11 protein-coding genes are annotated in these 12601 nt (G+C 64.9%); 3 read left to right on the top strand and 8 right to left on the bottom strand.

Features of this window, described 5'->3' with window-relative positions:
• Nucleotides 1–14: 14 nt before the first annotated feature.
• The 5 genes from ACYPYD_RS00575 to ACYPYD_RS00555 all read right to left on the bottom strand — a co-directional run bounded on the left by ACYPYD_RS00575 (nt 15) and on the right by ACYPYD_RS00555 (nt 5116).
• Nucleotides 15–875, bottom strand: a complete 861-nt coding sequence (locus ACYPYD_RS00575; RefSeq protein WP_069708492.1) for a WcbI family polysaccharide biosynthesis putative acetyltransferase — start codon at nt 873–875, stop codon at nt 15–17.
• A complete protein-coding gene (locus tag ACYPYD_RS00570) occupies nt 872–2386 on the bottom strand; it encodes a GSCFA domain-containing protein (RefSeq protein ID WP_231957994.1) in 1515 nt (504 codons plus the stop codon). The genes ACYPYD_RS00575 and ACYPYD_RS00570 overlap by 4 nt, the downstream gene beginning before the upstream one ends.
• A 180-nt stretch (nt 2387–2566) precedes the next feature.
• Nucleotides 2567–3229: an ABC transporter ATP-binding protein gene (locus tag ACYPYD_RS00565; RefSeq protein WP_069708491.1), complete on the bottom strand. Its 663-nt coding sequence runs from the start codon at nt 3227–3229 to the stop codon at nt 2567–2569.
• Nucleotides 3226–4020, bottom strand: coding sequence for an ABC transporter permease (locus tag ACYPYD_RS00560; RefSeq protein ID WP_069709239.1), 795 nt, complete (start codon nt 4018–4020; stop codon nt 3226–3228). Before ACYPYD_RS00560 ends, ACYPYD_RS00565 begins: the two co-directional genes overlap by 4 nt.
• 10 nt (nt 4021–4030) lie before the next feature.
• Nucleotides 4031–5116 carry a hypothetical protein gene (locus ACYPYD_RS00555; RefSeq protein WP_069708490.1) on the bottom strand — a complete coding sequence of 362 codons (1086 nt, stop codon included), beginning with the start codon at nt 5114–5116 and terminating at the stop codon, nt 4031–4033.
• A gap of 333 nt (nt 5117–5449) precedes the next feature.
• Between ACYPYD_RS00555 and ACYPYD_RS00550 the strand changes: the two genes are divergently transcribed.
• The 3 genes from ACYPYD_RS00550 to ACYPYD_RS00540 all read left to right on the top strand — a co-directional run bounded on the left by ACYPYD_RS00550 (nt 5450) and on the right by ACYPYD_RS00540 (nt 8898).
• Nucleotides 5450–6667, top strand: a complete 1218-nt coding sequence (locus ACYPYD_RS00550; protein ID WP_459661690.1) for a polysaccharide biosynthesis/export family protein — start codon at nt 5450–5452, stop codon at nt 6665–6667.
• A 43-nt stretch (nt 6668–6710) separates the two neighbouring features.
• Nucleotides 6711–8006, top strand: a complete 1296-nt coding sequence (locus ACYPYD_RS00545) for a glycosyltransferase family 4 protein (protein WP_459661689.1) — start codon at nt 6711–6713, stop codon at nt 8004–8006.
• 124 nt (nt 8007–8130) lie between these two features.
• Nucleotides 8131–8898, top strand: a complete 768-nt coding sequence (locus ACYPYD_RS00540; RefSeq protein ID WP_459661688.1) for a class I SAM-dependent methyltransferase — start codon at nt 8131–8133, stop codon at nt 8896–8898.
• Between the two features lie 270 nt (nt 8899–9168).
• On the opposite strand, the gene ACYPYD_RS00535 is transcribed toward ACYPYD_RS00540, so the two are convergent.
• From ACYPYD_RS00535 to ACYPYD_RS00525, 3 genes are all read right to left on the bottom strand, one after another.
• Nucleotides 9169–10359, bottom strand: a complete 1191-nt coding sequence (locus ACYPYD_RS00535) for a glycosyltransferase family 4 protein (RefSeq protein WP_069708487.1) — start codon at nt 10357–10359, stop codon at nt 9169–9171.
• A complete protein-coding gene (locus ACYPYD_RS00530) occupies nt 10356–11906 on the bottom strand; it encodes a capsular polysaccharide export protein, LipB/KpsS family (protein ID WP_459661687.1) in 1551 nt (516 codons plus the stop codon). The genes ACYPYD_RS00535 and ACYPYD_RS00530 overlap by 4 nt, the downstream gene beginning before the upstream one ends.
• Nucleotides 11907–12007: 101 nt before the next feature.
• On the bottom strand, nt 12008–12595 hold the full coding sequence (locus ACYPYD_RS00525) for a histidine phosphatase family protein (RefSeq protein ID WP_069708485.1): 588 nt from the start codon (nt 12593–12595) through the stop codon (nt 12008–12010).
• Between the last annotated feature and the right edge of the window lie 6 nt (nt 12596–12601).

Raw genomic sequence — 12601 nt, 5'->3', positions numbered from 1 at the left:
CGGAATGACTCCCGTCAGATCAGCGCTTCGACGTAGTCCACCTGCTGCGCGAATTGGGGGTGCGGGGCGATCGAGGCGGCACCGATCCGCCCGTAGCTTGCGAAGCAGCCGGCGATGAAGTCTTCGAGGTCGATGGGGCGATAGCTGCCGACGTCCTTGAATGCATAGCTTCCCGGCACGCCCAGTGCCTCTCCGATTTCCGGGTAGACCGCGAAGGCCGCGCCGGTGGCGAGGTTATCGTGCGGCACGATCCCACCGGAAACGGGAGTGCGCCCGCCTGCGCGCAGCAGTTCTGATGCGATGTTATGCAAGACGTGAATGCACGGATGGTTGATGCTGAACATGAACGCGCCGTGGCGCCCCCATGTCCGGATCGGGGCGGCGATGTCGAGGCCGAAGTCTGCCATCTCGTCCACCAGGCGGTCGCGCTCGGGCACCCACATGGCCATGTAACCGCAGCGCTCAAGGAAGCTGCCGTTGAACCGGGCCGCAGTATCGGCAACGCTCAACCCGGCGCGGAAGCAGGCATAGGCGATCGCCGAGTGATAATCGCCGACCGGGCCTACCACCGGGCGGCCATCGTGCTGGAGGTACACCAGATCGGGATGGAAGGCCCGGAAGGTGAGCATCGGCAGGGCGACATGGTCCGCGATGGCATCGATCCGCGCGGACGGGATTTCGGCCTTCACACCATCGGAGATGAACAGCGTGCTGTATTTGTCCATGTCCGCGTTGAAGCGATCGGGGTCGGAGTTGAAGAGAAGAGTATCCACACCGGTTACCTGCACGTCTGCCACCTGCGCCTGCAGGCAGTTGGCGAGGCCGAAGGTCTGGCAGTTCGAAATGACGAGCCACTGCTCCATGGAAGAATTCATGCTCTTGCGCTGTCCATGATTTCCTCGTCGCACACGATGCCGGCGGCGGACGCCTTGCGCACGGCTTCGGGGGCGACGGCCGCCGCTTTGGGATCGCGGCCTTCGATGTAGTTCTGCATGAAGCAGCGCATGGCGTGGGACACGCCCAGCGCATTCACTTCGCGGCGGTCGTCCTCGTAATAGAGCCCCCCGGAGAAGCTGCCGGTGATGATCTCGTAGGACGGGAAATAGTCCACCCAGTCGAAACGCTTCAGCGCCATTTCCGCGGCCACGCGCAGTACGGACTTGCTGTAGGTAGTGGACACGAGGACCGAGCGCGGCTCGTAGGTGGCGATCAGCGGCACCGGCGAGACGGTCAGCAGAACGCGCGCGCCGGGGTTGAGGGCGTGGAACTTCTCCAGGAAGGTTTCCAGCGCGCCGTAAGTCTCGGCCAAGTCGAAGTTGACGAATTCGTGCCGGCTTTCGTCGAACGCTCCGCCCACGACGCCGGGGGCGGCGGAGAACACCGAACCGTCCTCGCGCGATCGCCAGGCTTCGGTCAGCCCCAGCGTGAACACGAAGATGTCGGTATCCTCGAACAGGCGGCGCACGGCAGCGAGGTGCCGGTCGCGCTCGGCGATGACGGCCGCCTCGTCGGCGAAGCCGTCAGGCTCGATCTGCTGACGGAAGGGGTCGATGAAGCGGCCGTCGGGACGGGGCCAGGCGCGATCGCGCGGCACCCGCTGCCCGAACGCCTCCTCGAACAGCTGGAGCAGTTGCACGGTAGTGTAGACGTTGCCGTAGCGGGCCGAGAACGTGCCGTAGTTGTTCCTGACGCGCTGCGGCTCGTCGATGCCCTCGCCCGCCTCGGTGACGAGGTAGTTGAACCCCGATGCCATGATCCGGCGGGAGATATGCTGCGCAAAACAGCTTCCGGCGGTGCCGACGCGGGCATTCTTCCCGATCTTGAAGCGGGTCTGCGTGACGGGGTCGATGCGATGGTGTTCGACCGCGGAGATCGACCGACGCCAGAACTGGTGCGCGGGCAGTCCGCTGTAGGGACTGGTGCTGCGCGGCGGCGTGGCCTTCACCGTCAGCCCGGCGATCAGCAGGCCCAGATGGCGCCCGTCGTCGCCCATGCCGTGCTGCGAGGGCTGGGCGGGATGGCGGATGCCGATGCCGATCTCGAGCGGGGCTTCGGCGGCGTCCTCGGCCAGCGAAACCCGCACCTCGATCCGCTCGCGCCGGAAGTGCCGGGAGAAGGTTAGATCGGCGGCCTTCCTGCCGTTCACGGTAACAGTGATGCCCTGGGTGCCGATGCCGGGGGCGACGAAGGGGGAAGCGTCCAGTACCAGCACCAGATCGCGCGGTCGCGTCGGGTCTGCGGCCAGGACGATCCGGGCGGTCTCGCCATCGGTCCAGCGGCCGATGGGCTCGGTTCCGGAGAACCCGTCGAGGGAAAGGAGAAAGTCCGGCCATGCCGGTCCGGGGCGGGTAAAGTCGATTTCCAGCGGGGGGGTACTTGGGTTCATCACGGCCTCTTCGCTGCAGCTCCGGCATGATTGACGCGGCGGGATCGGGGCCTGCCAGGGGGTATCAGCCGGCACGTCACGGAGGGACCTCCGTTCCTGCGAGCGTTCACCATTCCACAACCGATGCAGGATATCAATGAACCGGAAGGGGCCACCCGGACCCGGAAATCGGGCGCTTCGTCACGCCTCTCCGTGCAGGATGCGCAAGTGGCGATCGTAAGCCTGCTCGAAGTCGGGGTAGAACGTCATGTCGCCTTCGTGAAGCACGGCGAAGCGGTCGCAGTGCTTGCGCACGTATTCGGGATCGTGGGAGATGATGAGCATCGCCCGGTCAGCGCGTTTCTGGAACAGCTCCACCTCGCAGCGCTCGTGGAAGCGGGCATCGCCCACCGCGCTCACTTCGTCGATCAGGTAGCAGTCGAACTCGATTATCATCGAGACCGCGAAGGCCAGGCGCGCGCGCATGCCCTGCGAATAGGAGCGCACGGGTTCGCGCAGGTAGAGGCCCAGTTCCGTGAAATCGGCCACGAAATCGATGTTGCTTTGGTAGTCCTGCTTGTAGATCCGGCTGATGAAGCGGACGTTGTCGAGGCCGGTGAGGGCGTTCTGGAACGCTCCGCCGAAAGCCAGCGGCCAGGATACCGACATGCCCTGTTCGACCGTGCCGGAGGTGGGCCGCTCCGCGCCGCTGATCAGGCGTGCCAGCGTGGACTTGCCCGCGCCGTTGCGGCCCAGCACGCCCAGCTTTTCCCCCCGGGCGAGAGTGAACGAGACATCCTTCAGCACCACCCGGTCGCCCGCGCGGGTGGGGTAGATCTTGTGCACGTTATCGACCGAGATCATTCCGGCGTGACCCCCCGGTTCACCACCTCGATCTGCGAGAGCGCCAGCCAGGTCAGGCCCACGCAGCAGGCGAGCATGTAGAAGAAGTCGTAGTGCACGCGCACCTGCTCGCCGAAATAGCCCTGGCGGACGATCTCGACCCCGTTCACCATCGGCACATATAGGATGTACTTGCGCGCGGCCGGGGGCAGGGCATCGACCATGAAGGCGGCGCCGGACAGCGGGAATGCGAGGTAGGAGATGGGGTGCCAGAGGCGCTCCACCATCTCGCTCTTTTCCGACAGCGCGCCAAGCGTCATGCCCAGCGCGGCGCCGAACCACGCGATCATCAGCCAGCCCCCCGCGACGGTCAGGATGTCCGCCGGCGGATCTAGCCACCCGATGTAGATGTAGAACAGGCTGAGCGTGACGAACGATATCGTAGCGCCGCCCGCTTCCAGCAGCACGCGGGCCAGGAAGATGTCGATCGCCCGCACATTGCGGTGATACATCAGCGCCAGGTTCGGATCGATTGCGCCGATGCAGCGTGCGGGCATGTTGCGCCAGAGCAGCACGCTGGAATAGCCGGTGAGCGCGAAGGCGACGATCGGCAGGGACGATCCGTGCAGCGCCTGGGTCAGCGTCCACAAGACGGTAACGCCGGTCGTGAACAGCATCGGCTCCACGAACAGCCACAGGAAGCCGATGTTGTGCCGCCCGTAGCGGGTCAGGATCTCACGCATGAGGAGGGCGTAGACCACCCGCCCCTGCACCGATGCGCTTCGACCCACTTCAGCAAGGTGTGACCGCATGGTGCGCAACTCAGTCCCGGTGCTCCAGCATTCCGGCAACCAGCATGCTGATGATGGCCCAAGCGGCAAGGCCCAGGATCAGGGTCGAGAGGATGCCGCGCAGGCGGCGCGGTTCTAGCGGATCGTCGGGCAGGTTGGGCTGCACGATGCGTTCCACGTAAGCCTGCTTGCGGCGGGCCTCGTTACGGGCTTCCTCGAGGGAGGCCATCGCGCTGGCCAGCTGCTTGTCGGCGAACTGGCTTTCCAGGAACAGCCGCTGGTAGCGGGCCACGCGCGAGGACAGCGACTTGCTGCTGCCCGCTACCTGGCCGAGCTGGTCGTCGATCTCGGCGGCGAGGCCCTTGGCGCGGACGTCGAGCACCTCGATCTGCGGGTTCTGCGGCGTGAAGGCGCGCAACTGGCGCAGCTGGGTGCGCGTGGCGATCAGTTCGTCCTGCAGCTTGGACACCATCTGAATCTGGATCTGCGCCTGCTTCTCCGGATCGACCACGCCCGCCTGGTTGCGGTAGGAGGACAGCGCCACGGCGGCGTCCTGCGACTTGGCCTTGGCATCGTCCACTTCGGTCTGGGCGAAGCGGATGAGATCCTGCTTGCCGCGCGTATTCAGTTTGTTGACGGTGGCTTCCGCCATTTCGAGAAGCTGTTCGTTAAAGCGGCGGGCGTCCTGTGGGGTAAAGGCGCGCACGGTCATAGTGACGATCGAAGACGTGGTGTCCTGGTCGATCTTCACTTGCTTTTCGTAGTAGTCGTAAAGATCCTCGCCCGAGCTGGAGAAGCCGGTCGGATTGAACCGGTCGAAGATCGAGACGTCCGGCCCGGTATAGGCCTTCACGAAGGCGTCCTTGCCGTTCAGCGCCTGTAGTGCGTCTCGCGAAAGCACGTAGCTTTGCGCCGCATAGATCTCGTCCCCGGCATTGGCGAAGCCGGTGCTCTTGAGCAGGACGCCCAGACCCGTGGTAGCCGGCTTGTCCGGGCTGCGCACGATGAAGCGGGATTCTGAGATGTACACGTTCGAGGCGAAGACCCCGTAATAGAGGATCGCCAGAAATACCGGAACGATCACAGTGACGAAGAACAGCGGCTTGATGCGGCGCATCTTGTCTAGAATATTCAAAGTTCGAGAGTTCCGTAATGCTGCGCCCAGATTTTCCTGACCGTCACCGCTGGCTGGATGCGCGATCGCATCGTCTTTGTCCATCACTCGACAACCTTGCGCTGATATCCGCCGGCGAAGGTTGCAGGCAAGCGCCAGCCACTACCCGGAAGTCCGATTTGCGTCCAGTGAAGAAAGGCTGCGGCAGACCGTGCCGTCGCACCGGGAGCGCGAGCCGTCGCAGTCCTTGCCGCCTTGATCTACACCGGGGATTGCGCCATAGGTCCTCGCAACATGCCGACGCCCGAGCACGTCCAATATTTGGCTGAATTCCCCATGAAAATATCAGTTATCGTCACCCGCTTCATTGCAAGTGGCGCTCTTGCGGCATCGCTGGGGGCCTGCGCCATGGCGCCTGCCGCCGGGCCTTCCGCGCGCGCGGTAGGCAGGCTTGAGGAACAGGGCTTGGCCGAAGGGGCGATCCAGGTGATCGATGTGACGGATGCCGTCGCGCGCACGGTGCTCGCCAGCAATCGCCAGTCCCTGTTCTCCGAGGAGCTGGGCGACGGGCAGCCGATCGGCTCGGTCATCGGCCGGGGCGACGTGCTCGACATCGCCATCTGGGAAGCGCCGCCGGCCGCGCTATTCGGCAGCGTGGGAGCCGAAAGCCGTCTGTCCAGCCCCACCGCATCCGCATCCTCCGCGCTTTCGGGCGGGACAACGGCGCGCGGCACCTCCCTGCCCGAGCAGATGGTGGACAGCGATGGCCAGATCACCATTCCGTTCGTCGGCACTGTGCGCGCGGCGGACCGCACCCCGCAAGACATCGCGCGCGAGATCACCGCACGCCTGCGCGGGAAGGCCCATCAGCCGCAGACCGTGGTGCGCCTGATTCGTAATGCGGCCGCGACCGTCACCGTGGTGGGCGACGTGGCGACGAGCGCGCGCGTGCCCCTGACCGCGCGGGGCGAGCGCATTCTCGACGTACTGGCCAGTGCCGGAGGGGTGCGCCAGCCCGTCGGCAAGATGACGATCCAGATCACGCGCGGGATGAAGGTCAGCGCGCTGCCGCTGGAATCCGTCATCCGCGATCCCCGCCAGAACGTGCGTCTTCGTCCCGACGATGTCATGACGGTGCTGTTCCAGCCTTTCAGCTTCACCGCACTGGGCGCTACCGGCCGCAACGAGGAAATCCCCTTCGAGGCCACCGGCGTGACGATGGCGCAGGCGCTTGGCCGCGTGGCCGGCCTGCAGGACGCCCGTGCGGACGTGAAGGGCGTCTTCATCTTCAGGCTGGAAGACCCCGCTGCCCTCGACCCCGCCACCCGAGCCGGCGCAAGGCTGACGCCTGACGGCAAGGTGCCCGTGATCTACCGCCTCAACATGAAGGATCCGGCCACGTTCTTCATCGCTCAGAGCTTCCCCATCCGCGACAAGGACGTGCTCTATGTCTCCAACGCGCCGCTGGCCGATATCCAGAAGTTCGTGAACGTCATCTATTCGACATTGCTGCCGGTGGCGACAACCGCGACCGCGATGTCCAACAACAATTGACGCGGCATCCGATGCAGTCCCGCCACCGCGCCCGGGCGCGCGGATGAAGCTGCGCCTGCCCGTCTTCCTCGACCTGCTGCCGGCGCGTATCGACGAGGCGGTGGGTACGCGTGGTTGGCGCCGGTTCCGCGTGGCGCGGCAGCGCCGTCTCAGGCAGGATACGACTGCCTCGTGGCCGGAGGCTCGGTCGGAAGCGGGCGGGCCGCGTCCCCGGCTGTTCATCGACATGGCGGTCATCAGCAAGGATGATGCGGGGACCGGCATCCAGCGCGTCGTGCGCGCGCTGGCGCTGGCGCTGCGCGATGCGGCCCCGGAACAGGGCTGGGACATCCGCTTCGTGTCGGCTACGCGCAAGCGCAGCTATTTCGAGATCAACTGGCCTGACCGACTGGCGGGCCAGTCGCCAGACTTCACCCCGATCCGGGCGGGCCCCGGCGACGTCTTCCTGGGCCTGGACTATTCGCTCGACACGCTGCGCTGGCACCGCCGCAAACTGGCGCGGTTCCGGCGCCAGGGCGGACGGCTGTGGTTCCTCGTCCATGACTTGCTGCCATTGCAAAGGCCGGCATGGTTTTCGCGCAATACGGTGCTGCGCTATCGCATCTGGCTGGATATGCTGGCCGCGCTTGCCGAAGGCTTGGTGTGCAATTCCGGCCATACCGAGACGGAACTGCGCGAGGTGTTCGATGTGCGCTACGGCCTGACCGGCGGTTATCGCACGCAAGTGGTGTCGATGGGGGGCAACATCCTCGACGCCACTGCGCCTGCCGCCAAACCCGATGCCGGGATCGACGCTCCGCGCTTCGATACGACGGCGCCCTATTTCCTGATGGTCGGTACGCTGGAGCCGCGTAAGGGGCACGAGGATATCGTCGCTGCCTTCGAGGCGCTGTGGCGTGACGGTGGCACGCAGCGTCTGGTGCTGGTGGGGCGGGAAGGCTGGCAGGTATCCGCCCTGGCCGAGCGGATCCGCTCGCACCCGGAGAATGGTGGCAGGCTTCTGTGGCTGGACGACGTGGGCGACCGGGAACTGGCTGCCATCTACGACTGTTGCGCGGGCGTCATCATCGCGTCGCACGCTGAAGGGTTCGGCCTGCCGCTGGTCGAGGCGCTGGAGCATGGCAAGCCCGTGTTGGCCCGTGACCTTGCGGTGTTTCGTCCGCACGAAGGCAATGGCGTCGACTACTTCCCCGCCGATGCCGCCACCCCTGCGCTGGCCCGGGCGATCGGTCGATGGGCTGAAGACGTCGCTGCGGGTCGCGTGGTTGTCACCCCGTCGCAGGCGACCTGGGCGCTATCTGCCGCCGAACTGCTCTCCGGGCTGGAACAGGGCGGGTAAGCCCGGCATCCTGACCATGCGGTCTATGCGATTTCAATTTATTACTTAGACAATTCCGAAAGAGCGACTATTTCCGCCCGGTGATTACCATTGGCGGGTAAGAGGGTGTGGAATGCTGCGACGGTTGCTGGGGGTCAATCCTTTTCGAAAGTTCGAAAGGCAGCGCGATACGGATCGCGACTGGCGGATGATCGGTGAGACGGAGCCGTACTTCGGCGTTCTGACGTCTGAGACTTTCAAGCGCGACAATCTTGACGACGCGGCGCGTGAGAGATTCTTCGCATCGGGCCGGGGCGACGTTCGCCATCATTTCAGCCGGATGAATGCGCTATTCGGTGCGTTCGAGCCGCGTTCTGCGCTGGACTTCGGCTGCGGCGTGGGGCGTCTCACAGTACCGTTGGCCGAAATCGCGGGGCAGGCCACCGGTGTGGACATATCGCCTGGGATGCTGGCCGAAGCACGCCTGCACACCACGCCGGGGTTGACCTTTGTCGATGCTATCCCCGATGTCGCGTTCGAGTGGGTCATGTCGCTGATCGTGCTTCAGCACATCCCGCCAGAGCGCGGCTATAAAATCCTCAGGCAGCTGCTGGCTGGAGTGTCCGAAAACGGCGGGGCTACCGTCCAGCTGATGTTCGCCCGCACCACCCAGCATGCGCGTTCAGCGGGCGGTCGCCTGATCCTGGACGGCACGGATGTGACCCCGGCGACGCGCAGCCGCAGCCCGCGCGGGTTCCGGGAAGGCGTTATGCTGATGCACGACTATGATCTTTCGCGCGTGATCGCGCTTTTCTATCAGGCGGGTATGACTAGCCTGCACCTCGAACACTGCGATCACGGCGGCATCGTCGGCGCAACGATCTATGCCCGCAAGCGACTGCCTGACAGCTGAAGCGCTCTATAGGCATACCGCGCTCCAACTGAAGTGCCTGTTCGGACCGGGCAATGGGCGGGTCAGCCGTCTTAAGATCCGGTGATCATGTTCAAAGTGCTGATTTTGGCGGCGCAGAACAATGTCAGCGATGAACGGAAGGAATTCCTGATCCGTGATCGCCTGTGCTTGGGCGGTGAGTGTCGCGCCTCTTCAAGTATTTGCATATTTTGGTTTTATCTTGAGAACCGGGCGGCTTTCATAGTCGTTAGCGAGTGCGCGCTGCGAGGCTCAGAGGCCTGTTATCGCGTGTGACACAATCTTGATGTGCTCCGGCCAGGTGGGGTTGTGCCAGCCAGGCAGGCGTTCCATTTGGGCCAGGCGCATCGGGCCGCCTGCGGCATGGTCGAGGACGGCCGCCTTCCAGCCTCGTCCGTCGAGCGGGTCGAGATAGTCGGGTGCCGTTCCGCCCGCTTCGCGCAGCGCGGCAAGGTCGCTGCAAATGACCGGCGTGCCTACGGAGAGCGCCTCTGCCACCGGCATGCCGTAGCCTTCCGCGAAGGTAGGCATCAGCAGTGCCCGGCTTCCGCGCAGCAGAGCGGAAAGATGCGCGTCGGGACAGCCGCCAAGTTCGGTGACATGACCGACGAGGGCGGGGCACCTTTCGAGCATGTCGACGATCTGTTCGTTTTCCCAGCCCCGGCGACCGACCACGATCAGACGGGGAACGCGTTCGGGAGGCATGGTCTCAGCGAGATGGCGCCACAGATGAAGTAGCAGGAGGTGGTTCTTGCGCGGTTCTATCGTGCCCAAACAGACGAAGTATGGGCGGCCGTCCTTCGCGGCATGCGGTATAGCGGGAGGCAGCTGTTCGGTCCCCAGCAAGGCGACATGGATTGCAGTACCGGGCTTCAGCCAGGGTTTGAGTGAGCGGCCGGTCGCGGCGGAGTTGACGATGGCTGCCCCGCCCGTCGCCGCGATCGCCGAGGCTATGGTTTCGATCCGCTGCCGATGCAGTTCCGCTCCCGAAGGGCGGGCATACTCGGGAAATTCGATGGGGATGAGATCGTGTACGAGGCAGAGGAACTTCGCACGCTCGCGCGCGAGGATGCTGTGAACCTTGGCCGCTTTGGTGAGGTGATGCGGAGATGCCTGAACGTAGACCGCGCGTTGGCTCGATCCTACGCCCTGGCGCGTGGGCATGAGCGCCGCCAGCTGCGGTAGCACAGAGGCAAGCGGTCGCAGGCGCGGTGCATTGGCCTCGCTCGCCCAGCGTCGGTCAAGTTCGTCTAGATAGGCCAGCGCCGTTCGGCGCGGCAAGCGGCCGTAGCGGCCGGTGGGATGGACGGCTGCAAAAGCAAGAGCGTTTCCGTAACGGGCCAACAGTCCGCGAGCATAGGCCATTTCCACGCGATCGACACCCGAAGGGGTGGAATAGCGCAGCCGCGAGATCAGGCGCGAAATGTCAAGAATAACCGTCATCTGATCATTTTCATCAGCTTGCCCTGCCAGCGGCGCAGGGGCCCTATCCATTTCAGCCGATTGTGTGCGGTCGCCGATGCCATGCGTGAGACCAGCACTTCGGGCGGACATGGAAGTCCGGTCACCGGATCGAGGTAGCGCGGATAGAGAATCAGTACTCCCGCAACCAGCGCATCGAGCGAAAGCCTGGCCGTCCTGCGCGGGGTTGCAGGACCAAGATCGCGCGTCAGCCCCCAGCCCGCATAGAATGGCGTTCCGTGGCAGGTCACCTCGCGGCCGCGCATCAGGGCTTCGAAGCCGGTGAGCGAGGTCAGCACATGCACCGCGTCGACCGCATGGAGCAGAGGTGCCATGCCGCCACCCCGCACGATGTGGTCGGCGTGGGCGAGGATGTCTGTATCGGGTACCTTGCCCTTGCGATGGCCGGCATCGACATCGGGATGGGGGCGAAACCAGATTTGCGCATCGGGTTCGAGGTCGCGCGCGCGGCGAAGGAGTTCGAGGTTCGAAGTCAGGCCGCCGCCACCTGCGCGTACCGACATGTCGTCTTCCACCTGCCCCGGGACAAGGACAAGGCGTTTGCCTGGTATCCGTTCGGGCACGGATTGTCCCTGGTCGGCGGAATATTTGCTAATGCCTGCCCTGACGATGATTTCGCGCAGACTTCGTGCGCGGCCAAGCAACCGGGCGGACATCTGCGCATCGTTCAGGACTGCCTCCAGATCGCTCGGAGCGCCCGGGTCGAAGTGAATGCCCGAGGCGTCCACGACTATTGAGGAGGGCGGCACAAGATCGACGCCGAGGCCAGCCGACCGAACGAACCCATCTTCGACGCGAACCAGCGCGGTGCCTTGCTGCCCTGCCGCAGCAATGAGAGCGGGCGAGACGCGCGAAGGCCAGACTGCGATTGCACCGCCCTCCTTGCGGGCCACGCGCAGCGCCTGTGCCGGTGATGGCACCATCGCCAGGTGGCGTGTCGGATGCCAGAGGAAACGGCCGATTTCTTTCCGTTTCCACCAGGCCATCCCGCATGTCGAGACAATTGGACGGTTTAGATCCAGAGTGTGACGCCATAGCGCCAGCAGATCCACCACTGCCTCGATCGTCGAAGAGCCCCCTGTGAAAGGGTCGCGCCAATCTTGGTTCGCAAGCAATTCGGCAACGCGCCCGTCGAGGGTGGCGGCATCGTCCCCGGGGGCGCCGAACCCGCCCGTCGAGAGCACGTCCACCTTGATCCCGGCAATGCGCGCGAGCGCGATCCATTCGTCATCGCCATGGGCCAGCAAGCGCGAAGCACCCGGTAGAACCGACCATGGATCGACATCGATGCACCATGTCCTGCCACGAAGCGCATGTGTCCAGCGCGGGGTCCCGACGGGCGGAATCCAGATCGTATCGGGCCGCTCGGTACCCTCGACTTCAGAAGGTTCTCCCGGCCGTATCACGGTTGCGGCCAAGCGTTTCACACCTGCATCATCGGCCCAGAAGTCTCCGCCCACGCGGGCCTGACGTATGGCCGCGAACAGCGTGTCCCGGTCATGGAGCACGGGCTTCGACGTACGGGAAGGGGCAGGCTGGGTTATGGCTGCGTCGTGCCAGGGAAATGGCGGCGCCCGCAGGAGGGACAATGGTGGGGCTGAGGGCGGGGTCATGGACGCCTGCCCCATTCGGTGAGTGTCATCGTCATTCCCTCGTCCCGATGGATGACCCCATAGCCTCCGGTGGGAAGTTTCATGCTCGAACCGGCACTCAGCCCCGCGGCGACGAGCGCGAAGCGTGCCGCGCCGTTGCTGGTGACCAGCAAGGCCGGACCCCGGGTGGACAGGAAATGATCCCGCCATGCCGCGATCCTCGCCTTGCCGTCGACCCGCCAGCCCGGCGGGGGAACTGCGTGTTCATCCCAGGCTGCAAGCGCTTCGGTCCCGATACGTGCGAGCACCACGTCCTCGGTGGCGTTTTCATCGGGGCCATGGTCGATCTCGCGCAGCCACTCGGCGACTTGCGCTTCAGGCGCCTGTGGCATGTGGTCAAGGATTTCCGCAGCGGTCTGGCACGTGCGGGTCAGGGGCGAGACGAGAACCTGTTCGAAAGCAAGTCCTTGCGCCGCGAAATGAGCACCCAGCGCCCGTGCCTGCGCCAGCCCTGCGGCAGTAAGCGGCAAGTCGGTGCGCGCGCCGACGCGGCGGGATGGCTCGCCGTTTTCGAAGGTATTGCCGTGGCGGACGATGACGAACATGACGGT

The organism is Novosphingobium sp. 11B, assembly GCF_054589055.1.
This window is presented reverse-complemented; position numbering and strand designations above follow the sequence as displayed.

Bases quoted from the DNA above. Each gene is read 5' to 3' on its own strand.
- ACYPYD_RS00570 (WP_231957994.1), bottom strand. From the start codon at position 2,386: ATGAACCCAAGTACCCCCCCGCTGGAAATCGACTTTACCCGCCCCGGA.
- ACYPYD_RS00575 (WP_069708492.1), bottom strand. From the start codon at position 875: ATGAATTCTTCCATGGAGCAGTGGCTCGTCATTTCGAACTGCCAGACC.
- ACYPYD_RS00545 (WP_459661689.1), top strand. From the start codon at position 6,711: ATGAAGCTGCGCCTGCCCGTCTTCCTCGACCTGCTGCCGGCGCGTATC.
- ACYPYD_RS00555 (WP_069708490.1), bottom strand. From the start codon at position 5,116: ATGCGCCGCATCAAGCCGCTGTTCTTCGTCACTGTGATCGTTCCGGTA.
- ACYPYD_RS00560 (WP_069709239.1), bottom strand. From the start codon at position 4,020: ATGCGGTCACACCTTGCTGAAGTGGGTCGAAGCGCATCGGTGCAGGGG.
- ACYPYD_RS00535 (WP_069708487.1), bottom strand. From the start codon at position 10,359: ATGACGGTTATTCTTGACATTTCGCGCCTGATCTCGCGGCTGCGCTAT.
- ACYPYD_RS00525 (WP_069708485.1), bottom strand. From the start codon at position 12,595: ATGTTCGTCATCGTCCGCCACGGCAATACCTTCGAAAACGGCGAGCCA.
- ACYPYD_RS00565 (WP_069708491.1), bottom strand. From the start codon at position 3,229: ATGATCTCGGTCGATAACGTGCACAAGATCTACCCCACCCGCGCGGGC.
- ACYPYD_RS00550 (WP_459661690.1), top strand. From the start codon at position 5,450: ATGAAAATATCAGTTATCGTCACCCGCTTCATTGCAAGTGGCGCTCTT.